Genomic DNA, 22252 nt, shown 5'->3' with positions numbered 1-22252 from the left:
CGAGCATGTAAAAAACATCTATGCTGAAAAAAATTAAGATGTTGCCAGCTTCTTTCTACAGTATCATGAGTCTTTCCTCCAGCAAACTTGAAGCCTCTCTCGAAATCTATATAAATATCTATCTGACCTTGATTCGTACCATCAGCCTTGGTCATTATTATTTCTTTTATAAACCATGGCTTTTCTAAGCCTAAAGCAATCTCGAAAATCTGTTTACTATTCATCAAACAAAATTAGTACTTTCATGAACCTAGTTTCTATTTACCCACTTTAATTCATATAGAGCCCAAAATATTGAATTTAGAGGAACAGAGAATAGAATTTAGTCAAAGGAAGTTTTTGGCAGTTCCTTTAGCAGGCCTTTTGGTTTGGTTTATTATAGGTGTTTCTGGGATATACTTACCGGATGGGATTACTGTTTGGGTACTCTTTTTAGGAACTGGCAGCATTGTTTATCTTGGGATGTTAATTGCAAAATGGACTGGAGAGAATTTTATTTCAAAGAAGGGTGTTAGGAATGATTTTGATAAATTATTTTTGTTTTCCATGGCACAGTCCATGATAATCTTTGCCATAGCCATTCCCTTTTTTTTGGTTGATTATACATCTCTTCCTTTAACAGTGGGAATTTTAACTTGCTTAATGTGGATACCCTTTTCATGGATTATTCAACATTGAGTGGGTTGGTTTCATGCCCTTTCAAGGACTTTGTTAATATTGGGTTCATGGTATTTATTCCCAGATGATAGGTTCACTTCTATTCCCTTTGTAATAGTTCTCATTTACATATTTACATTGATAATTCTGCACAAGGGGAGATTGAAGATTGATAGGATAAAATAGGTTCAGTTTTTTAAACCTGAACACTCTTAAAGAATCTATAATCTACTTTTGAAATAAAAAGATGAAAAAGAAGGTATTGTTGGTATTAAGCTTATTGGTCTTTAACCTTTCTTCACTATTGGCTTCAGAGATGGATACAATTTCTTTAGCTTTTGAAAGTGAAGGCCATACTTTGAAAGGAAGACTTCTGCTTCCTCATAATCGTACAGGTAAGGTTCCTGTAATCCTATTTTTTGTAGGATCAGGAGGAAGTAGCTCGTATGCTACGGATTATAAGAATTTCCTTCAGTTTTTTTTAAAATCTCCTTTGGAAAGTGAACCTGTAGCATTTCTTTTTTTTGATAAACGAGGGGTAGGGGAGTCTGGTGGGAAATGGCAAAACACTGATTTTCTGCAAAGGGCAATTGATGGAAAAAATGCCGCCTTACATATCAAAGATCATCCAGATATTGATCCAGAACAAATTTTTGTAGTAGGTCATAGTCAAGGTGGATGGATAGTACAATTATGCTTAGCTGAATTTCCAGAAGTTTTTGCTGGAGGCATCAGTATGGCTGGGCCAACATTTGATGTAAGAAATCAATTGGTCAATGATTATCAAAGTGGTTTTATTTGCAATAAAGATATGGATCCTGAAGTAGCCTTAAAAAAGGCTAAGAAACGTGTAAATAGAGACCTTTTCATTGTTTCAATACTGCCATTGCAGCAAGAATGGAAACAACTGAAGGTGATTAAGAGGTTTGATCCCCAACCTTATATAGGTAAAATTGAACGTCCTTTACTTTTATTGTTTGCAGAAAATGACAGGTTAGTAAATCCTACTTGGAGTTTAGATCATCTTGACCAATTATTCCCTCAAGGTTTGCCTAAGAACTTTTCAGTCCATATTGCCGAAAATGAGAACCACAGTTTCAAAAAATCGCCTCTTTGCTTTAAAGGTGATTGGAGTGAATTAAAGTTTTCTGAAAATACCAAGGATGTGATGGCTGATTGGATCAAGCTCCAATTAGCCTACAGAACAAGTTTGTAAGATTTAAAATAACAATAAAGATATGTATTATTTGTATTTGCTTGGGGCTTTAACCTTTAGTTTAATTCTGATTAAAGTTTTAGAAATAATTGGATCAAACTCCAAAAAGGAAAAGAACTTAAAAAATTCACCCGCTAAAGCTAACAGAATTTATTCCAAAATTCTGTTCTTGATGATGATAATGGTCATTATTATTGTAGTTCATTTTTCTGCAGATATACTTACCATAATCAAATCCCAAACCCGATAAATTGATTGTAAGTCTAAGAGATTTTTATTCATGAAGTCTTTCTTGGCTGAGATCATTCATTTTTTATACCTTCATGGAATTGACAATTAAGCTAGCAAAAAAAGTTATACCTCTGTATAGATGTATAACTTTTTTTACTTTAGAAATATTCGAATATGCGTGGATATGCCGTACTTTACCTGAGATTAACTTTACAAAAAGAATAGACATAGTTCATTGAATGATTCGATGTGCTCTATATTTTCAGAAGAAATAAGTGCCTAGAAATAGTCTTACAAGCCGATAGCGGTAGGAACAAGGCTTTCAATATTTTCAATTTGTTAACTGAGTATTATCTATTGATCCAAACATGTACCTCAAAATCATTTAACGCTTATTTTGAATGTTTAAATAAATTTGAATGATGATACATCTAAAAACCCATCTTTTGGCTTTGAGTATATTTCCATTATTTTAACCCAAAAAGAGGTCTGACAAATTTCCACCTTCTTATGCCGAATTCATAGATTAAAAAGGAAATCCCGAAAGTTCCTATAACCATTATGGTGAATTTAGTTAATAATCCCCAGTCTAGATTCATCAAGAAATATCCCAAAGAGATTGTAACTGTTTGGTGCAAAATGTAAAAAGGGTAGACTGCCTCGTTGGCATAAGACAAGAATGGATTTTTCTGATTTAAATTAGCAGCAGCAAAACCAAAAATAGCCATAATCCAAGACCATGTATTGAATGCCCTTACCAAAGACTCTAAATAATATATTAAAAGAGAACGCTCAAAAAACAGCCAAATAGACAACAAAGCACAAAATCCTAAAATTCCACAAAGTAAGTAAATCTTACGATTGGTAATTACCGTATTCCAAAAGGTCTCTTTCACTGAAATCAATATAAAACCAATAAAAAATAGGGTCATGTAATTTATAAGGTTATACCAATCTCCAACCAAAGCGTGCGTAGAGGGAAATTTGGGGGCAAGAATGGAGTTAAAGATAAATAAAGGAAATATCAAGCAAAACAACCCAAATTGGGAAGAAGCGAGACGCTCTGTTAATTTAAGAAATTGGTTTTCTTTATAATCTCTTAAATAAAGGAAAAGTGGCACTAGAACCAACGAAAAGATTAAAAGATATGGTAAGAACCAAAGGTGGTGCCAAGACAAATTTCCTTGCGGATAACTTCCAATGAATGCTTTTGATGGCCAAAATTCAAAGTAAGTTCCTGAAAACTCCATTGTGCTTAGCCGTTCAAAATATACTTGTGGAGGCACAATAATTAACATTCCAACCAGTAAAGGGATAAAAAGCCTCCATAAGCGTTCTTTAATAAAGGAGAATCCAGTTTTTTTGGATAATGCATAATAGGTGCCCATTCCTGAAATTACAAAAAGAATGGGCAATCTCCATTGGTTCACAAAAAGCATTGGCCATCTTAAATTCGGATAGATGATATTGTTTTTGAGGTGATAGTCCCATGGGACAAAGAACATTCCAACATGGTAAAAGATTAGAATACTGAAAACAATTACCCTTAGCCAATCTAAATCGTGTCTACGCATTTTTTCTTCATTTTGAAAGGATGAAATTAGCCAATAGGGTGAGGCCAATAGTCCAGTTTTGTAAACCTGAACTCCTTCTTTTGTTTAATGTCATTACTTTATGATTTCCATGAATTTCGCTAAAAGTAATTCTCAGCTTTTTGCAATCTAAATCTTTTCCCTTTATCAAACTTTTGTCAAGACTTTCTGAAAACAAACACTGTTTTCCACTCCTACGTATTGTCCATAATTGGGTATAATCTGATAACCTGATTTTTTATAGAGTCTAATGGCTTCAGGCTGCATTAAACCAGTTTCCAATATTGTTGAGACAAATCCTAATTCTTTGGCCCACTGTTCCAAAGAATTAAGGATTAATCCAGCAATACCCAAGTTTCTATAGTTCTCATGGACATACATTCTTTTGATTTCAACCTTATCCTTATCAAATTCTTTAAAAGCACCGCATCCTACTGGAGTTTGTTCGGAATATGCAATTACGATATGATTGATATTATCTAATTTGTTATACTGAGCATAAAATGAATGATCAGCACCATCTCGAATGGCTAAATCTATATCCAATAGCTTCACAAGGCTTAAGAAATCATTGGTTGTGCTATTGGATCGCTGAATTTTGAAGTTTTGAATAGGAGTCATTCTCTCGCAATATTAAAGCAAATAAATAGAAATCTACTGATTTTATAAGTAATATGTCAAAAGGGGGGACGTTTAAGTTTTTTAGGTTAGTTTACCAAGATGAAATCCTTTAAAAGGCAACATAACCGGAACCATGTTTTGGATTCGGTGAGATGTTAATTATGCTGCATTAGGTAATCTGATTTGAAGTTTTTTGCAAAGATTGCCATATATATTTTCTAATTTCCTTTTTACCGAATTCACGCTGAAACATTTTGAGGTGTGTTTCTTTAATTTTGAGAGGAGCGGTAATAAAGAGTGCAGTAAATGCTGCCACCAAACTGTGCTTTTTAACCATAGAATTATGCTTTTCTCCAGTTCAAATACTTTTCATGGCTTCTCCTGGTCCATTTATAGTTATTTCAATGATGTATTTTATGGATTTAACTTTTTGATTATTGTGAATGATATCTGATGATTCAAATTGAAATCTCATGATTTTTATAAATAAATGAATTACAAGGTGATAGGTGTGTTTCTTCTATTGAATTGTGAGAACCCAAATTCTTTTGCTACAGGGTACACACTTTCAGTGTTTAAGAAATAGTGAAGAGACTTAATCCAATCTGCTTCTCTCTTCTGAACTTCCGCTTCTTTGACTTACTGAGAAGGATTGACCATTGGAAAATTTGTACCTGAATGTCAATCGAACCCCTTGCAAGCTGAAATATTGGCTAAATCTAGTGTCTACATTGGCAAACTGCATTTCTCCTCTAAAATGTTGAGATCTGAAAATATCTCTACCTGTTACTGATAAGTTATATTGATCATTTCTCCAAGATTTGGAAATCCCTGCATCTAAGTAAGCAAAACCTTTAAATCTAAAGGCCCCTTGAACCTGTGGTCCAACGTACATTCCCATCATTTCCAGTTTAAAATTACCTGGCAACGTAATATTATGTTGGGTTCTAGCCATTATGGAAAAAGCGGTGTTCTCTAACATATCGTTTCCGATCTGTGAATTGAATGAATTGTAAAATGCTTGAAGCATGTTGTTTGTTGTCCACCAAGGAGTGATTTCAATTGGAAGAATCATTCTTGCAGAAAAATTATGCATATTTTCCAAGTTTTTCATTTGAAGTGTGGTTACCCTTGTCTGGTCGTCTTGAAGCGCAATAACCTGAATAATGTCTGTGGTATAAGTGTAGCCTAGGGTAAACTGATAAGCATTTTTCCATACTTGGGACACTTCTGCGGTATGAGCGTACATTGGAGTCAGCTCTGGATTTCCTTGCTCTTGTGTGAGCTCATCCAAGAAAAATACCGCTGGGTTCAAGAATCTATAATTTGGACGGGTTAATCTCCTGTTGATATTGTAGTTGATTTGATAATTATCGCTTACTTTCTGTCCAATAAATATTGAAGGAAACCAATCCAAGTATTTGGAGGAATTCAATTCCCCTGTAACCAACTGCCTGCCTATAAGTGAGGTATGTTCTGCCCTAAGACCTGCCTGAAGATTTACTTTTTTGCTTAGGCTTCCGCCATAGTTGACATATGCTGCCCATACATTTTCACCATATCTGAAGTTGTTGAGATAGCTGATAGGCTCTACATTTTCATCTTCAAATTTTCTGTCTATGGTAAGGTCATTTTGGGATTTTACCCAGCTTCCTTTTATTCCTGTTTCTATTCTAGAGCCATTTTGTAGAGGAAGAAGAAAATCCACTTTAGTTGTTAAAATAGAATAGTACATTTCATTGTTCATGTCCAAAATATTAGAGCTGCTGATGCCATCTTTCCCCGTTGTATATACATTGGATAATTGATTTTGGTTATTGGCGCCCATGATGGAATAGTCTAAATCTGCTGTCAATTTTGTTCCCAGAGTATCCAATAATCCAATATAGTGGATGTTGGCAAAAGCACGGTCAGTTAGCTGACTTCCTTCATTGTTGGTATTTAAGTTATCATTGTTTTGCTGTCCTTTGATCTGGATATCTGTCATAGCATCTATCTTGTCCCGTTGGTTAAAATGGTTGACTTGCAGATTTCCTCCTAAACTGTGTTTGTCATTGATGTCATAATCCAAAGAGGCTGTTCCAAGCATGCTTTCTTGAGTTCTTTTGGTATTTGCCTCTTGATTCAAAGAGGAGCTACTTTCTGAACCTGCAAAGTTTCTTTGCGTTTGCATGGTATTTAAATTGCCTTGATTAGAATAGTTCAAATTCAAGCTGCTTCTCCATTTTCCACTTTTGTGGTTGAGTGAAGTATTAACAAGCCTATTTGGTAATCCATTGTAGCCCCCACCAATTTGCATGCTTCCATGGGTTCCGTTCATGTTATTTTTCTTTAGCCTAATATTAATAACTCCTCCTGCGCCTTCGGCATCAAACTTGGCTGATGGATTGGCGATGATCTCTATACTTTTGATATTATCTGCGGGCATGCCAGTAAGATAGGATGCTAAATCCCCTGGGCTCATATAGGTCTGTTTGTCATCAATCATAACCAAGACACCACTTTTACCATTGAGCTGGATACGGTTGTCATTGTCAATAAAAACTCCTGGAGACCTGCCGATTATTTGAAGGGCATTGCTTCCTTCTGCCATGGCAGAACCTTCAACATTCACTAAGGTTTTATCCTCGAAAACTGTGATCTCAGGCCTAGAAGCTTTTACAGTAACCTCCTCTAAAGTAGAGATTTCTTCCTTAAGCAAAATGGTGCCCAAGTTTTTTTGTGAAGACTTCACTACCTCCTCATAACTGTCAAAACCAATGGCAGATACTTTGAAAATGGCTTCTTTAAACTCAGTCGAAGTAACCATTTCAAAGTTGCCATCAAAATCTGTCACAGCACCTACTAATATCAACCTGCTTTCTGAATGTAGCAAGACCACATTGGCAAATGGAAGGGGCTCCCCTTGGTTATCCTTTACCTTTCCCCAATACTTTACATTATCATATGAAAAGTTTCCTTCTAAGCCTTTTCTTTCAGCTATAGCCTGCGCTATGCCCATCACAGAAATAAAAAGCCAAACGATAGTTTTTGTATTCATGGTTTTTGTCATTTGATGCAAAACTAGGGGAGGGCCATCAGTTGGCTGTTCCAATTGAGGAATCCGCACTTATGGGATTGGCTAAAGGTGTTCGGCTTTATAAATCGGAACTTCGGCATGACAGAATGCAGGAGAAAAATGGAGGATAAGTCTTGGAAAACAGTTAGCTGAGAATTTTACTGGTTAGGGAAAATATAAGAAACTTATGTACAACTTTGGATAATCAACTCCATCAATTCCCTTTCATGATCCCAAAGTTGATGATGTGTATAAGGCCAAGCAGTATATACCACAACCAGATTTTTATCAGGCACCATCAGCAGAAACTGACCACCGTGTCCCAAGGCTGCAAATGCATTCCATTCAGGATATAACCAAAAATAGTAGCCATAAGGTTGATTTTTATGTCCAGAAATAGCTTGAATTGAGGTGGCTTCCTCCATATACTTAGAAGAAATGATTTGTTGTTTGCCCCAGATTCCATTTTGAAGTACCAATTGACCGATTTTACCCAAGTCTCTTGGTGTAAGAAATAAGCTGAATGCTCCATAAGTAACCCCATCGCTGGAGGACTCCCACATCCAATCTTTAATACCCAATGGTTCAAAGAGGAATTTTTCAGCAAAGGATGCCGCTGGTTGCATGGTAAGTGTTTCTATAGTTTTAGAGACCATATGGGGTGCCCCATCATTGTAATTCATATAACTTCCAGGAGGATACAAGAGGCTTTTTGACAACATCCATTGAATTGAATTATTTTTTTTCTGATAAAGCTGAAGGGTATGTTTGTCATTGTCAAATTCTAATCCAGTCTGCATGCTTAAGGCATCCTTTATGCGTATATGCCTTTTTGTTAGCTTATCATCAAACAATTCAGGAAACAAATCATAAAATCTGATATCAAGGTTTTCTACCATGCCTTTTTCCATAGCTACTCCCACCAATATTGAGGTAATGGATTTGGTACAGGATTGAATATTGGCAATTTTATGTGCATCATCTGGATCATTGGGATAGGCCTCAGCGATCAATTTTCCATTCCTAAATACCAGAAGGCTTCTGGCCATTACATACCTTTCTTCTCTATACACTAGCTCGAAGGCTCTTTTCAATAATTGACTATTCATTGATTGTTCTTCAGGAGAACTGAGTTCCCAGCCATCGTCCAATTCCTGAGGCACAAAAGTTTGAAATTGCTTTTTGAAGGGCTCTTCCGAAAGACAGGAACCAAGCAATAATACAAGTATTATTCCTATGAGCGATTTCATGTTCATAAGTTGATTCCGAAGAACATCTGATGGGAAGATTGAATAAACTGATTGGAGTACTTGGTAAATACCTGCATATGATCCAAATGATACCCCACTTGAGCTTGCTTCTTCTGAGTTATTGGGAATATGAATCCAATCCTACTATGCACCTGGAAGTTATTGATCAATCCTATGATCTGGGGCTGATAATGCATGACCTGAACTATACCTCCAAAGGAAAAATCATTGATTTTGTAATTCCTTTCAATGTTTGGTCGGCTCAATAAACCCAATACGGGTAGATTAAAATCCCAAAATAAACTCCTAGTTTGACCTTGAAGCTTATATACTGATCTTGAAGCAAGCCCTGTTTGCATCTGATTGGCCCAATACAAATGGCTTTCATCCCAATTTGGATAAAAACTGGTATTGTACGTTAGTCTGCCAAATGGCCCAGTCCAAACCTTCCAATTCTGTGTGTTAAGGATTTGAATAAATTGAAAATAGCTTGCTTGGATCTCTAGGTTTGCCGAAAATCCGCTAGTCTCCCAAGGTGTTGTTAAAGGAGAAACCCCGAATCTTGCACGAAATCTGCGAAGGTATTTCATTTCGCTATCGACTTGATATTCTAATACATACTGAAAACCTGAATGGACCTTAGGCATCAAGTTCAATTCCTTTTGTTGGATGTAACCACTGAGAAAATTTACCTGTCTACTTTTATGATCCGCCAACAAATTTTGACCATAGCAAGGACTTTGGATGATGATTAAAAAGGTAATACAGCATAGGCGGAAATTTTCAATCCAAATTTTTGACCCCCAATTTATTTTCATGACTAGAGTTCTTGGGTATGTCAAGGTAATTTGATTGCATAGACTTTCCCATCCAAACTTGTGAAAAAGAGCAAATTTTGATTTAATACCGGAGTACTCACGATTGGCCCTAAGTTGTTTAGTAATTTTTCACCCTCTTCTGCTGAATGAATCGTTAAGTCATTTCTGAATTTACCCTCTGGGGTATATAACTTGCTAAAGTTGTCTTTACTTGTAGATGTCTGAAATTCCCAAATTTGTTCTCCAGTTGATAATTCATAGGCTCTTATTTTTCCGTCAAATCCCGCCATCAAAACAGTATTTTGATAGGGAAGTGGAGTTGCATAGGACCTAGTATATGTTCGGATGCTCCAAATCTCTTCTCCAGTATTCCTGTCCAATGCATAAAACTTGTAAGTATCTGAGCTCCCAAAAAACATCTTTTCTTGAAATACTAAAGGACTTGCAATAATCCAACTTCCCCCTGCTTCAGTGTATTCATAATTTTTTTTCCCTGATTCTATATCCAAAACATAGAGCTGTGTATCTCTAGAACCTAAGTAAACTTTTCCATCGATTACAGTCGGTGATTTATGGAATTCGGCATTAGGAAAATATTCAGAACCATTTGCTTGAAAACTCCAGATTTGCTTTCCATTGTCAGCATCAACGGCAAAGACCTTCCCTTTAAAATTTCCCACCACAACCATATTACCTTCCAAAACCGGACTCATATGAATAGCTCCATTGGTAGGGAAATTCCATATTATTTTACCAGTATTTGGTTCAAGAGCTACTAAACCTCCATCTTCCGTACCCCAGTAAACTTTATCCTTTCCTGCCACAGGTCCAGCACGGTAATAATCCCAAAGGTCAATGGCTTGAGTAGGATTTCCACTTACTACCCATTCTAGTTTACCAGAGTCCTTTTTTAAAGCAAATAAATTTCCCTTTTCATTGGAAAAAAGTACAAGATCATTCCAAACAGCTGCATCTGCAAAGATTGGGGCTTTGCTGTTATATTTCCAGATAACTTCACCGGTATTTTGATCAAGTTTGAAGAAAATTCCCTGAGCATTTCCTACAAACAGGTACTCATTATCTATTAATGGGCTTGCATGAATAGCAGCTCCTGTACCCTGCTCCCAGACCCTTCTTTGTGAATAGGATGGAATTGAAATAAGGAGCAGGAAAAGAGCAAATAGTTGGTTTAGTTTTTTCATATTAATTGTGGTTATTTTTGGTTAGTTTATCTTTAAATGGGTAATGCATATTTTTATCCGCTTCCTTCTCAGCCAAAGTCCAATCAGTAAATAAAGCAGGTTAGGAATAATCCCACAGATAGGAGAGATCCAGATTTGAAATCCATTTTCAATAAGAATATGTCCATCGATGACCAGGTGATTGATCAAGGCATCTTCCACGGCATGCATTAAAATTACTGGCCAAATGGAATTTGTTATGCGGTAGATTTCGGTAAACATCACTGTCCAAACAATTATACTTATCACTGCAATGATGGTAAATGGGATGTATCCTAATGGAAGCACAGTTTGAATATCACCCTCTGGTAGAAAAACCATGTAATAGGGGGCATGCCAAAGTCCCCATACCAAACCAATGATCAGGTAAAGTTGGAGATCAGAAAGTTTTAGCTTGACCAGTTTTACGGTCAGATAGCCTCTCCACACAGATTCTTCGAATATATTTTTGATGATATTTATTCCCAGCAAAGTCCAGAAAATAGTCACAAAGGGTTGGAATTCAAATACACTGAAATCAATCCAACCTGTTAGTTTGCCAATTCCTAGACTGATTGCTGTTACTAGAGGATAAATAATTAAGGCGATGAAATACCATTGTCCATTTCCTTTAAAATTAGGAAGGAGGCCAGCATCTTTCCATCCCTCACCCATAAATGTCCTTAGTACAATGACCGTCAATAAGGGGAAAACCAGCCAAATGGCCATTCCCAAACTTTCATCACCTTCCTGAGCAGGTAAAATTGAATCTATACCAACTCCTGCCCAACCGATTAGTAGGGAAATGACAATGAAAATGAATAAGTTGTGGTTATTGGCCACCTTCTTCATGCCGCAGTAGTTTTGATTTTCAGATGCTCAAATATCTGGGGATTTTTCAGTTCTGAAGTTCGTTTTTAAAAAGTGGTACCACTTTAGCCATCTTAATAAAAAAAAGCACTGGTTTCTTATCAGTGCTTTTTGCTATTATAGATTTAGAGATTTGGTTTTATACCCTCTTTTTAAAGTTTTCAAATGGCGGATAATGCATAGGTTTTTCCATTAATAATTGGATTTAGTCTGAGGAATTACTGGTCTGAAAATCTCTGGTAAGATTGAAAATATGACCAATTTTATGGCTAGCAGTAATAAAACTGATGAAAGCGCATAATTCTGATATTTGTATGTCAGAAAAATAGTTTTTTAAGTGCTGGAAATGGGTATCCAAAATGGATTTATGATCCATGGCAAACATTTCTGCGAAAGCTACTGCCATTTTTATTTTTTCATCTTCTGGATTAAAATCTGGCTTACCTGCTAATGCCATGCAATATTCACAACCATTCTCAAAGGCAAGTGCCCTTCTTACTTGTTCGATTAGTCCTTGGTCAAGGGATAATTTTGAATAAAAAACATCCCCTAAAGCATTCCATTGAAAAAGCACTTCTGGATTATGACCAATTAATTTTTGAAAAGGGGTGGTGCCATTTTCTGAAAAAGGAATTCTTGTTTTCATTTTAACTGTGTTTTGATTTATTGATATTCTTCTCTTTTAAGGATATAATGGATAAGATCTACCCATTCCCCGTTTGCCATTTGTTCACCCTTGGATTCAATTTGACTTAGTTTGAATCCTAATTTTTCAGGGATTTTTCTGCTAGGGAAATTTTCATGCCCACATTTGATGATTACCCTGTGCATTTCCATTTTAAGAAATGCAAATTTCAAAAGCTATATTAAAGCTGATGTGATGATTCCTAAACCTTGCATATTTTCTATGATCCAGTAGCCAATTTCTGTTTCCTTCAACGCTAAATTGGTGTTTTTGAACCCAATCAATCCTATGATTTTATCATTGGATTTGATTAAAAAAACAGGTGAACATTTAACTTCTTTCGCCTCGGTCACAAAATCAATGAAAGAATCGAGATCTTCTTCAGTTTTGATGGTTGATACAAAAGGCAGCCATTTATTTAAATAAATTCTATTTTCATCAAGTACTCGAAATAAAGCTTTTTGATCACTTTCTTTTATTGGACTAAGTTGCCAAGAAACACATAGAAGACTTTTTATCATGTTGAAGCTATGGTGAATTAAATATTGTGTTAAGATTAATCATATACTAGCTTCCCATTTTTGAAAACCTGATAGATGTTTTGTGTAGCCTGAATATCCTCTAAAGGATTTTGATTCAAAAGTACCATATCTGCAATTTTTCCTTCCTCAATTGTGCCTAATTCACTTTCAAGATTCAAATAATATGCAGCATTTAAGGTGGCAATTTTTAAAATCTGAGCGTTGGAAAACCCTGCTTTTGATAGATGTATTAATTCAAAGTGAAGGGCCTGTCCTGGAGGATTGTAAGGGTTCGGACTATCAGTTCCTGCGAGAATGCGATCTGAATAGTCTAAGAAATATGCCGTTAAAATATTGGAATGGATAGTATATTTGAGGAGAAACTCCTCTTTTAAGCGCTCTAGCGTCCTCCAAAACCCAAAGATGCCAATTAGTTCTTCCTTGAATTTATTTTGGGTGACTTGCACCTTGATACGCTCATTTCCGAGATTTCCATATAAACTTAGGGTAGGGCAGATCCAAATTCCATTTGATTTGATTCTGTTACTTACTTCTTCAAAGTCTTCAATCGTTAAGTCCTTATACAAGGAAGTTCTTTGTATTTCTTCCTCTCCTAGACTATTCCATTTAAAGGCATTCTGTTTGGCAAATTGTACAAAGCCATCCAGGTGTTCAATAGAATGGTGTCTCGGATCCGGGAAATTTTGTTGTGGTAGGTTGTAAGGGATATGACCGCTCACCCTCAGGTTATTCTTTTGCGCATAATCAAGGATTTGCAGGTATTTTTCCGGTGGTATTCGATTATAGATTTTTAATTCTTTGTAGCCCTTGTTAACAAAGTTATCAAGTAAAGGATTGATTTCAGTGTCGTTTTCAATTATTGGTCCTGTATGTTGATCTCCCCAAAGCGGGGGCGTACCATCAATAAGACTGGAACTAATATACAAAGACGGGTTTGGTTGGATTACAAAGGAAAGACTATCCTTAAGGTTTAAAAGGTAATCGCTTCCAGCCATGATTCGAACTCCAGTTACTCCATAATGAAGATACATTTTTAACCAACTGTTAGGACCTAAATGGGCATGCATATCAAATAGTCCGGGAATCAAAAATTTGTCTGTGCCGTCAATAATGTTATCAATTGGAAATTCATTTTTGGGTAGCTCTGGCCCGATTTTTTTAATTTTCCCATTCCCAATGATAACATCATAATTAGTATTGATTTTTCCTGATTCTACATTAATAACATTGATGTTTTGAATAAAATAGGTTTGTCCATTTAAACAAAGGGGCAAGGTAAAGGATAAAAAGAAATAAGCAAATTTTCGAAATGTAGGCATAAACTATCTTGATTTTTGATGGAAAGCTACCATGAGGTATTCAATTGGACGTTCGGATTTGAAAAGTCGTCCTATTAAAGACTAGTAATTTTTGATGCCTATAATTTCAAGCAAGAAAATACATGAAGATGATAGATAAATTAAAATTTATCAAAGATTGATTTTTAAATATTGGGTTAAATGGTGGTTAAAACATTGTCTGGTAAATCATATTTTATTTGGAATAATTGTAGGCATACCTAATTTTGGATTTTCAACACTTAATATATGAGCTTAACTGAGTTTACAGATTGGATGGCACAGAATTTTAAAGTTTTGTTCAGCTTTTTAGGAGCTATCCAAGGCTTTATTTTGGCTGTTGTGGTTTTGTTTTACCCTCAAGAGCATAGTACATCTAATCGATTGTTGAGTCTATTTATTTTTGTTCAAGCCTATTTATTGGTCGCCTCAAGGATTGTAGAGTGGGTGCCCTCAGATATTAGCTGGATTATTTATAGCCTTAGACTTCTGGTATATATTTTTCTTTTGTTTTATGTAAAAAGTCTTTATACTCAAATCAATTGGAAGAGGCAATGGTATCACCTTGTTTTATGGATAATTGATATTTTAAGAATTCGAGCCATTGCCCTTTTTAAAGTTTCAAAAGCTTTAGAAACTGATGGCTATGTCTACCAGTTTTTTGGTTCCACATTGGAAATCCTAAGTATTATTTGGTTGTTTGGTACCATGGCGCTTTACTTTTTTTTAACCTACAAGGAATTGATTAAATACATAAAAAAGGCGGAGCAGAATTTCTCTGATTTGAATGTTGTAGGAGTGAAGTGGGCAAAACAAATATTTTTTGGTAGATATTTGATTGGTTTGGTGGATTACCTATTGATTTTTGTGGCCTTTACGTTTGTAGATTGGTACAAACCTTATAATGGAATTGTTAATGTAGTCATTTACACAGGTTTCCTTTATTTTATTACCATCAAAGGGAAATTGAATCCTCGAATTTATCAGCTCAGATTGATTCAGACAAAACCTAAAGAACTTGCTAACTCGGGTTTGGTAGAATCTGTGCAAAAACCAGAAAAGGAATTGACTGAAGATCATCAGTTGATAGCTCAAAATGTTCTCAGGCTTATGGAAGATCAAAAATTATACAAAGAAGAAGGTTTGAGTATCAAACAAGTTGCAGATGAGCTTGGAGTTCAGTTGTATATGGTTTCCCAGTCAATCAACTTAGCTCTGGGTAAAAACTTCTTTGAGTTAGTGAATAGCTACAGGGTGGAGGAAGCAAAAAGTATGATTTTGGATGATAAATACAATCACTTGTCCATGATTGGAATTGGGTTTGAATCAGGTTTTAGTTCCAAAACAGCCTTTAATACAGCCTTTAAAAAACACACAGGGATGACGCCTAGTGAGTTTAAAAAGCTAGCATAGTTGAGTTAATTGAAGGGGGAGAGAAGAAAGAAAGGGGGTCAAAAGGCGAATAAATGATACCTTTTGTGAATTAGATTTTTTAGATAATGATTTGAACTGCTTTTTATGAGTAAATCCTCTAACAACAAAAATATCAAAAAGGCGCCTTTATAAAAAAAAGGCCCTTTTCGATATTGATGTAGGTTCACCGTATGATTGGCTTTACTCCTCTATGATAACAGTAGCCTTACTATATGAGGATGCATTAAAATAACCTATTATAGGAATTTCTGCTTTTAGATTTGGAGTAGGGTTATATCCAGGGATTTCGAATAAGCCTCCTTGGGATACTGCTAGGGTATATACGGCTTCAAGAAATTTATAATAATTCTTGCTTAATGAAGATTGATAAACGGTAACTGTATCGCCTTTATCAAACCTTTCAAAGAAAAATAAGTCATGAAGTTGGTTACCATCAACAAGTTCATCGGAAAGCAGGGTCAATTCAGAAGGAAGATTGAATAATTTTCCATTTTTTTCGAGTTTCCACTGGTAGAAATCCCCCAAACCAACTGGATCAAAGGTATCAATGAACACATAATAACCTTCTTCCATTACACCTGCTTTTTCTTGTCTGAATTCATATCCAATGCTCTCTATAGGAGTAACTTCTTTAAACAATTCAGGAATACTTATGATTTTTTGGTATGAAAACTCCAGAAAGTTTGTAAGTTCAGGTAATGTGATTTCAATATGATACTTATTTCCATAAGTAGGTACTAAGGTGATCATATAAGTACCTGCTTTAACTTCTTTATAAAAACCGAGCGAATTTCCATTCTCGAACAACTCAATTTCAGCTCCTGAAACCCAAATTTCACCTTCTTTAAGGTATGGTTGAGAGATTGAAATTTTGATTTCTTGATTCTCAGAAATATCCTGGATTTCTCCATCTATGACTACATAAGGTTCGTAATCATTGATTTGCATATCAATTACATCCACACATGACACAGTTAAGATCAATAGGGAGATTAAAACGATGATGTTATGTTTTTTCATTTCAATTAGAATTTAAAGTTATATGTTACACTGGGCATTACAGAACCTAAGATGGATAACCGTACAGCTTCGGTACCATTTCCGTTTTCATTAGGTCTGAAAAATATGGAGTAAGGATTTCTTCGTGCGTAGGCATTGTATAATCCAAAACTCCAAGAGCCTCTTTTGCCCTCTGGATGGAGATTTGCTGAGATATCCAACCTGTGGTAATCTGGAATTCTGTGTGCATTTCTATCCCCCATGATGGGGAAAGTTCTTCCCTGATGCTCGTATCTTCCTACAACCATCGTAAGAGGCCTTCCCGTGGCATAGACGAAATTGGCGGAGAAATCCCATTTTTTGTTTAATTCAAAAACAGCAAAGGCACTTAGATCATGAGGTTTGTCAAAATTTGCATTATACCAATCTCCACTATTGATTCCTTCCACTTTCCTCTCGGATTTTGATAGGGTGTAGGAAACTCTACCAGTTAATTTCCCTTGCTTTTTTTCTGCTGATAATTCAATACCATAAGCTCTTCCGATCCCTTCCAGAATTTCCGTTTCTAGTGTTCTGTTAAAGGTAAGCTGAGCACCGTTTTTGAATTCATTGATATGGGAGTAGTTTTTATAAAAACCTTCCACTAAAAATTCATAGTTTTTCGATGCAGAAGATTTTACCATTCCTAGAGCGATTTGATGAACCTGAGATGGTTGTATATAATTGTTTGCAGGTTTCCAAATATCTATAGGAGAGGGTGCAGAAGTATTGGATACCAACTGTACAAATTGATTGGTATGATGGTAACTCGCTTTTAGTATGGTATTCTTATCCATTTGATAGCTCAAATTTAATCTTGGCTCAAGCCTAAGGAAACTGGCCATCTGTCCCCATTTACCAAAATTCAACGTATCGATGATTGCCTCTCTATCGAATATCCCATTCTCATACACATATTGTGTGCCTCCAAGTCTTCTGAAATCAGCCATCCTCAATCCAGCTTGGACTTTCAATTTCTCAGATAGTTTTTGATCTACTGAAATATACAGTGCTGATTCCAAAGCCTTTTCTTCAGGCATTTGCATTGGATTGATACCTGATTCAGGACCAGTAGGATTTACTACTCCTGGTTCAAACCCTTGTTGAGCAGCGTGTAATCCAAAATCTAAAGTTGTGTTAGGAGATAAAAAGAATGTCATGTCATATTTTAACGCTAGGTTCCCAATAGTCGACTTCCATTCAAATGCATTAGCCCCATCATAAACGCCAATTGTATAGTCATACCTGCTACTGAGTACTGTTAGGTTTGAAAATAACCTCGGATTAAAAATGTGGTTCCACCTGAAACTTGTCGTGCTGTTGCCCCATTGAGTCTTGAACATATCTGCCAGTTTCATATGGTCTTTACCTAGATAATAGGAGAAGTATAGCTTGTCTTTTTCTGAAATGACATGATTGATTTTGGCATTCAGATCATAGAAATATATTCCAGAGTTCCTTGTATCCTCATTGTTGGAAAACCTTGCAAATTGATCTAAATAAGATCTTCTTCCAGCTAATAGAAAAGAAGTTTTACCTTTTTGAATTGGCCCACTTAGAGCTACTCGACTGCTGAGGTTTCCTATTCCACCATATACTTCCAATTTATTTTTATTTCCATCCAATTGCCTGACATCTAAAACAGAGGATAGCCTTCCACCATATTGAGCAGGTAATCCACCTTTATAGATTTTGGCATCTTTGATTGCATCTGGGTTAAAGACAGAAAAAAATCCCATAACGTGGGCTGCATTATATACTGGGGCTTCATCTAAAAGGATGAGGTTCTCATCTGCACCACCGCCCCTTACATTGAAGCCAGATGTCCCTTCACCTATGGTTGAAATGCCTGGCATCAGCGTGATGTTTCGGATTAGATCCACTTCCCCAAAAAGTTTGGGCATTTTCTGGAGCTGTGTAATTGAGATCCGCTCCACACTCATTCCTATTTCTTGAAAGCGATCAGCTTCGCTGGTTTCAGCAGAAACTACTACTGTTTGCATGGCAATTCCTTCTGGCTCAAGTTGGACTACCACATTCCTATCCTGATTCATATTTACAGGCACCAGTTTAGTTTCATAGCCAATAAATGAAATTTGTACCTGAGTAATGGACTCGTTTAAATTGAGTGAAAAATAGCCGTAATGATTACTGATAACCCCAATCCCTGTACCCGGTACCATAATGGTTGCTCCGATCAAATCCTCACCTGTAGAGGAGTCCCTTACATATCCACTAAGGACCGCTTTTTCTTCCTGTGCTAGTACGATACCTGTAAGCATGAGGTAAGCGCATAAAACACAGATCAATTGTTTGAATGGTAAATCTGAAAACTGCATATTAATAGTTGGTTTAGTTGATTTTCTTGTTTTTATAGTTAGTTGCCTATTTTTTAGGATTTCGAATTGATAAAGCCTATTTTTTGATGGGTCAAAGGTAGGTTCGTTCAAGTTTTCAAAAGTTCAGCTTCTGAAAGCTGAACATGATAAAAAATGCAGTAAATCAGACTTGAAGTGAGTATCTTGCTTATCAATTAAGTAAGTGTTCGAATTATGGATTTAGCCCAGCTCTTTTCTTCACTGTTTCCGAATTTTAAAGTTCTAGTCAGTATCGTAGGTGCGATTCAAGGTTTCTTTCTTGCAGTAATCGTCTTATTTTATCCTTTAAAGCATAGAGCCTCTAACAGGATTTTGTTTTTTTTCCTACTTGTTCAAGCCTATTTATTGATTGCTATCCGGATTGCAGAATGGGTTACTGCCGATTTAGCATGGATTGTTTACAGTCCTCGACTAGCTGTATTTAGTCTTCTCTATTTGTACATCAAGAGTCTATATGAACAGATAAATTGGAAAAAGGAATGGTATCATTTGGTTTTGATATTTATAGATATTGCTTGGATCAGAGGACTGGTATTATTTAAAATCCCTATTGTAATGGAAACTGGGGTGAATTTCTACCAGTTTTTTGGTTCGACTTTCGAAATTATTTTCATGATCTGGTTGCTTTTGTCTATGGTTTTTTACTTTTGGTTGACTTCAAAGACGATAAAAAATTACCAAAGAAAAGCAGAGCAAAACTTCTCAGATTTGCATCAAATAGGGGTTAAATGGGTTAAATTCATTTTCTATGGAAAATTCTTGTTAGAGCTCACTGATTATCTTTCCTTCCATATCATATTCGGGATTTTTGATTGGTACATTCCTTATCATGGGATTCTTAACGCTATACTCAGTACAGCTTTTATGTATTTTTTGACCATCAAAGGGAAATTGAACCCTCAGATTTATCAACTAAGAATGGTTCAAGACTTAGAACAAGATACCGTTTTCCAGGAAGAGAAGAAGAGCAAAGAAGTTTCAGATGAGCTTCAGAAAATTGCTTTTCAGATAGCCCAAGCAATGGACGAGGATAAAATATTTTTGCAAGAAGGCCTGTCTGTAAAAGACCTGGCGGAAAGACTTCATATTCAACCATATTTGATTTCCCAGGCTATTAATAGCAGCTTAGGCAAAAACTTTTTTGATCTTGTCAATGGCTTCAGGGTAGAGGAGGCTAAAAAATTAATATTGGATGAAAACCTCAACCATTTGTCCATGATTGGGATTGCCTTTGAGGCTGGGTTTAGCTCCAAAACGGCATTTAATATAGCGTTTAAAAAATTCACAGGAATGACTCCTAGTGAATATAAGCAAACAGCGAAAGCAAATCAGAATTGATAATTATCTTGATATGGTAGATATTTATTTTGCTAGAATTTATTAAAACTGACTATTACGCTTTTTATAGCATTGATTAAATGGGTTTGAAAAATATTTTGACATCCTTGAAGAAAATGGTTGTAGTTGACTCAAACCCTGACTCTGTTCCAAAAATCAACCAGACTTCTCCATTATCATTAGCAGTTACGTTGGTTCCCCGCTTACTTTTATGATCAACTAGTCTATAGTTGAGTATATCTCTTGTTCCATTTCTGAAATCACTAATAATTTCCATATTTTCCCCTTCCACAGATTGATTGCCTTTATCAAAGTTCAAAATCATAAAATCATTTTTCACCCCTTCACCAGAAGAAATTGATAAAGGCTCAAAGTTAGTTGCTCCAGCTTTGATCCATACTGATTCAGCAGGAGATCCTCCACTTCCTACACGTCCTTCGGGCTCATTCGAAGCAAAAGTAATTTCGTAAATAATGTGATAATGTTGATTTTTTTTCAACCCCCCAACCTTTCTTTTTGCACCCATAAATACATCATCAGATACATTAAAGCTTGATAACATTAATGCAGTTTCATTGGTAGGTAAGGGTTCTGGAAGACTGGTCTTTATAAATTTAAATGCCATGAAATCTTCCTGAAAATAATTGTAATCAGCATTGATGGATTCCCAATTTAATTGCTGTTCAGAAAAATCATCAAAGATCAATAGTTCATATTTTTCATTTTTTTCAAAAAGCTCACAGGAATAGCAGGTAAAATTCAGTAATAATAGTAACAAATATTCATTTTTGGTTTTCATTGTGGTTGGTTTGTAGGGTAACTATTGTAGTTTTTAAATGCTATTCTTAAAGGCGGATTGTTGTTCCAACATGACCACTTAGCCATATTATAGTTGGTTTTTCTCTCCAAGCCCACTCTTCATCTTTTGCTTGGAAGTATGGGTTATTTTAGGAATAATGGATGTTCTTCGCAAAAACAATTTCTAGCTTTTTGGTGACAGGAATTACAAAATTGATGTAAGCGTAAAACTTATCGTTATTGACTGACTCAAATTTCCAATAAGGCTTAATCTGGCTGTGATACAGTAATTCAGAACTTATTAAAAACTCAGGGGTGAATGGGATTCTGGTTCCAAGGCCGTAACCAATGGCATTCGAATTCAGGAAATTGTATAGCTCTTTATGATAGGAAATAATACCATATAGCTGTTCTATACCACTTTTGAATTGGAGTTCTGCCCATTGGTCAAAGTGATAATTGACTGAAATTGTCAAAAAAGCATCTTGTTTGAGCAAATTGAACAACCCGATAGCTTTACCATTCAGACTATCAGCTTTGTTGACCAATCCAATCATCAATCCTTCATGATTGTTGGACTGGTTAAATAGCTCAAAACGCAGACCCTTAGATGAATTATCTGTTAAATTCACCAAGCCCAGATGAAAACCCTCAGTATTTTGGCCTCCAGTATTAAATAAGCCTATAATCGTTCCTTTAAGGTTGTATTTAGCATTATTTACCAAGCCAATTTGCAATCCAGATTCTATAGACATGATGTTATTGACAATGCCTAATCGGATGCCAGAATGGGGACTATGAGCCAAGTTTACTAAACCTATCTGAACACTATTTTTGCTGTCATCTGAAATATTTACTAATGCAAGCTGCATAGATTTTAAAGTTTCAGAGCTTTCATTAACTAACCCAATCATCGGAGAGGAATTTATTCCTACCTGATAGTTATAAATCCCCTGTGAACAAATATTTATTTTCTTGACCAAAAACTTGTAAAACATTTATTAATGTTAAAAAAAGAAATAAAATCTTCTGTAACCTTAATTTGACAGCAATTCCGATTTTAAATAATTGAAGTAGTTTGATCAATTTGCTTTAGAAAATAGACATAGGATTCCCATGACCCTGTTTCCAGGGAATTCTTTTTTTTAATTAAACCAGTTTTTGTGTTT

General features: G+C 35.6%; 19 protein-coding genes and 1 pseudogene. 4 read left to right on the top strand and 16 right to left on the bottom strand.

The genetic code is table 11. The annotated features are described in order from the left end of the window. A pseudogene (locus MM239_RS18220) lies at positions 1–224 on the bottom strand (ISL3 family transposase); the annotation flags it as partial. A 70-nt stretch (positions 225–294) separates the two neighbouring features. On the opposite strand from MM239_RS18220, the gene MM239_RS18215 reads away from it, so the two are divergent. Further along, positions 295–678 carry a DUF7010 family protein gene (locus MM239_RS18215; RefSeq protein ID WP_241349697.1) on the top strand — a complete coding sequence of 128 codons (384 nt, stop codon included), beginning with the start codon at positions 295–297 and terminating at the stop codon, positions 676–678. 226 nt (positions 679–904) lie between these two features. Beyond that, a complete protein-coding gene (locus MM239_RS18210) occupies positions 905–1873 on the top strand; it encodes an alpha/beta hydrolase family protein (protein ID WP_241349696.1) in 969 nt (322 codons plus the stop codon). A 698-nt stretch (positions 1874–2571) separates the two neighbouring features. On the opposite strand, the gene MM239_RS18205 is transcribed toward MM239_RS18210, so the two are convergent. The 11 genes from MM239_RS18205 to MM239_RS18155 all read right to left on the bottom strand — a co-directional run bounded on the left by MM239_RS18205 (position 2572) and on the right by MM239_RS18155 (position 14079). Continuing rightward, complete coding sequence (locus MM239_RS18205) at positions 2572–3678, bottom strand: acyltransferase family protein (RefSeq protein WP_241349694.1); 1107 nt, start codon at positions 3676–3678, stop codon at positions 2572–2574. Positions 3679–3843: 165 nt separating this feature from the next. Continuing rightward, positions 3844–4317, bottom strand: coding sequence for a GNAT family N-acetyltransferase (locus tag MM239_RS18200; RefSeq protein ID WP_241349693.1), 474 nt, complete (start codon positions 4315–4317; stop codon positions 3844–3846). A 595-nt stretch (positions 4318–4912) separates the two neighbouring features. After that, entirely contained in the window at positions 4913–7357 is a 2445-nt protein-coding gene (locus MM239_RS18195) for an outer membrane beta-barrel protein (protein WP_241349691.1), read from the bottom strand. A gap of 203 nt (positions 7358–7560) precedes the next feature. Continuing rightward, positions 7561–8625 (bottom strand): serine hydrolase domain-containing protein, encoded by a 1065-nt coding sequence (locus MM239_RS18190; RefSeq protein ID WP_241349689.1) that lies wholly within the window; start codon positions 8623–8625, stop codon positions 7561–7563. Between the two features lie 2 nt (positions 8626–8627). Continuing rightward, positions 8628–9443: a hypothetical protein gene (locus MM239_RS18185; protein ID WP_241349687.1), complete on the bottom strand. Its 816-nt coding sequence runs from the start codon at positions 9441–9443 to the stop codon at positions 8628–8630. A gap of 20 nt (positions 9444–9463) precedes the next feature. Next, on the bottom strand, positions 9464–10645 hold the full coding sequence (locus MM239_RS18180; RefSeq protein ID WP_241349685.1) for a PQQ-binding-like beta-propeller repeat protein: 1182 nt from the start codon (positions 10643–10645) through the stop codon (positions 9464–9466). A gap of 21 nt (positions 10646–10666) precedes the next feature. After that, positions 10667–11515, bottom strand: coding sequence for a CPBP family intramembrane glutamic endopeptidase (locus MM239_RS18175; protein WP_241349683.1), 849 nt, complete (start codon positions 11513–11515; stop codon positions 10667–10669). Between the two features lie 223 nt (positions 11516–11738). Further along, positions 11739–12179, bottom strand: a complete 441-nt coding sequence (locus tag MM239_RS18170; RefSeq protein WP_241349682.1) for a carboxymuconolactone decarboxylase family protein — start codon at positions 12177–12179, stop codon at positions 11739–11741. Between the two features lie 17 nt (positions 12180–12196). Next, positions 12197–12364: a GNAT family N-acetyltransferase gene (locus tag MM239_RS18165; RefSeq protein ID WP_241349680.1), complete on the bottom strand. Its 168-nt coding sequence runs from the start codon at positions 12362–12364 to the stop codon at positions 12197–12199. A 30-nt stretch (positions 12365–12394) separates the two neighbouring features. Further along, complete coding sequence (locus MM239_RS18160) at positions 12395–12739, bottom strand: GNAT family N-acetyltransferase (RefSeq protein ID WP_241349678.1); 345 nt, start codon at positions 12737–12739, stop codon at positions 12395–12397. 35 nt (positions 12740–12774) lie between these two features. Beyond that, positions 12775–14079, bottom strand: coding sequence for an amidohydrolase family protein (locus tag MM239_RS18155; RefSeq protein ID WP_241349676.1), 1305 nt, complete (start codon positions 14077–14079; stop codon positions 12775–12777). 267 nt (positions 14080–14346) lie between these two features. Here MM239_RS18155 and MM239_RS18150 point away from each other — a divergent pair, with 267 nt between their 5' ends. After that, entirely contained in the window at positions 14347–15510 is a 1164-nt protein-coding gene (locus MM239_RS18150; RefSeq protein ID WP_241349670.1) for a helix-turn-helix domain-containing protein, read from the top strand. Between the two features lie 201 nt (positions 15511–15711). On the opposite strand, the gene MM239_RS18145 is transcribed toward MM239_RS18150, so the two are convergent. Beyond that, positions 15712–16551 (bottom strand): DUF4249 domain-containing protein, encoded by an 840-nt coding sequence (locus MM239_RS18145; RefSeq protein ID WP_241349669.1) that lies wholly within the window; start codon positions 16549–16551, stop codon positions 15712–15714. A 5-nt stretch (positions 16552–16556) separates the two neighbouring features. Continuing rightward, positions 16557–18908 carry a TonB-dependent receptor gene (locus MM239_RS18140; protein ID WP_241349668.1) on the bottom strand — a complete coding sequence of 784 codons (2352 nt, stop codon included), beginning with the start codon at positions 18906–18908 and terminating at the stop codon, positions 16557–16559. A gap of 213 nt (positions 18909–19121) precedes the next feature. On the opposite strand from MM239_RS18140, the gene MM239_RS18135 reads away from it, so the two are divergent. Then, complete coding sequence (locus MM239_RS18135) at positions 19122–20285, top strand: helix-turn-helix domain-containing protein (RefSeq protein ID WP_241349667.1); 1164 nt, start codon at positions 19122–19124, stop codon at positions 20283–20285. A 76-nt stretch (positions 20286–20361) separates the two neighbouring features. On the opposite strand, the gene MM239_RS18130 is transcribed toward MM239_RS18135, so the two are convergent. Beyond that, positions 20362–21084, bottom strand: a complete 723-nt coding sequence (locus MM239_RS18130; protein ID WP_241349666.1) for a hypothetical protein — start codon at positions 21082–21084, stop codon at positions 20362–20364. Positions 21085–21232: 148 nt separating this feature from the next. Beyond that, on the bottom strand, positions 21233–21955 hold the full coding sequence (locus MM239_RS18125) for a hypothetical protein (RefSeq protein ID WP_241349665.1): 723 nt from the start codon (positions 21953–21955) through the stop codon (positions 21233–21235). Positions 21956–22252 lie beyond the last annotated feature (297 nt).

The sequence above is a fragment of the Belliella filtrata genome (assembly GCF_022549775.1).
Classification (GTDB): Bacteria; Bacteroidota; Bacteroidia; order Cytophagales; family Cyclobacteriaceae; genus Belliella; species Belliella filtrata.
The sequence above is the reverse complement of the archived record's forward strand: the minus strand, read 5'-3'. Positions and strand labels throughout refer to the sequence as shown.

Excerpts from the sequence above, each read along its gene's own strand:
- MM239_RS18130 (WP_241349666.1), bottom strand. The coding sequence starts at position 21,084 with ATGAAAACCAAAAATGAATATTTGTTACTATTATTACTGAATTTTACC.
- MM239_RS18170 (WP_241349682.1), bottom strand. The coding sequence starts at position 12,179 with ATGAAAACAAGAATTCCTTTTTCAGAAAATGGCACCACCCCTTTTCAA.
- MM239_RS18145 (WP_241349669.1), bottom strand. The coding sequence starts at position 16,551 with ATGAAAAAACATAACATCATCGTTTTAATCTCCCTATTGATCTTAACT.
- MM239_RS18135 (WP_241349667.1), top strand. The coding sequence starts at position 19,122 with ATGGATTTAGCCCAGCTCTTTTCTTCACTGTTTCCGAATTTTAAAGTT.
- MM239_RS18185 (WP_241349687.1), bottom strand. The coding sequence starts at position 9,443 with ATGAAAATAAATTGGGGGTCAAAAATTTGGATTGAAAATTTCCGCCTA.
- MM239_RS18205 (WP_241349694.1), bottom strand. The coding sequence starts at position 3,678 with ATGCGTAGACACGATTTAGATTGGCTAAGGGTAATTGTTTTCAGTATT.
- MM239_RS18195 (WP_241349691.1), bottom strand. The coding sequence starts at position 7,357 with ATGAATACAAAAACTATCGTTTGGCTTTTTATTTCTGTGATGGGCATA.
- MM239_RS18140 (WP_241349668.1), bottom strand. The coding sequence starts at position 18,908 with ATGCAGTTTTCAGATTTACCATTCAAACAATTGATCTGTGTTTTATGC.
- MM239_RS18160 (WP_241349678.1), bottom strand. The coding sequence starts at position 12,739 with ATGATAAAAAGTCTTCTATGTGTTTCTTGGCAACTTAGTCCAATAAAA.
- MM239_RS18175 (WP_241349683.1), bottom strand. The coding sequence starts at position 11,515 with ATGAAGAAGGTGGCCAATAACCACAACTTATTCATTTTCATTGTCATT.
- MM239_RS18125 (WP_241349665.1), bottom strand. The coding sequence starts at position 21,955 with ATGCAGCTTGCATTAGTAAATATTTCAGATGACAGCAAAAATAGTGTT.
- MM239_RS18155 (WP_241349676.1), bottom strand. The coding sequence starts at position 14,079 with ATGCCTACATTTCGAAAATTTGCTTATTTCTTTTTATCCTTTACCTTG.
- MM239_RS18190 (WP_241349689.1), bottom strand. The coding sequence starts at position 8,625 with ATGAAATCGCTCATAGGAATAATACTTGTATTATTGCTTGGTTCCTGT.
- MM239_RS18165 (WP_241349680.1), bottom strand. The coding sequence starts at position 12,364 with ATGCACAGGGTAATCATCAAATGTGGGCATGAAAATTTCCCTAGCAGA.
- MM239_RS18180 (WP_241349685.1), bottom strand. The coding sequence starts at position 10,645 with ATGAAAAAACTAAACCAACTATTTGCTCTTTTCCTGCTCCTTATTTCA.
- MM239_RS18200 (WP_241349693.1), bottom strand. The coding sequence starts at position 4,317 with ATGACTCCTATTCAAAACTTCAAAATTCAGCGATCCAATAGCACAACC.
- MM239_RS18150 (WP_241349670.1), top strand. The coding sequence starts at position 14,347 with ATGAGCTTAACTGAGTTTACAGATTGGATGGCACAGAATTTTAAAGTT.
- MM239_RS18210 (WP_241349696.1), top strand. The coding sequence starts at position 905 with ATGAAAAAGAAGGTATTGTTGGTATTAAGCTTATTGGTCTTTAACCTT.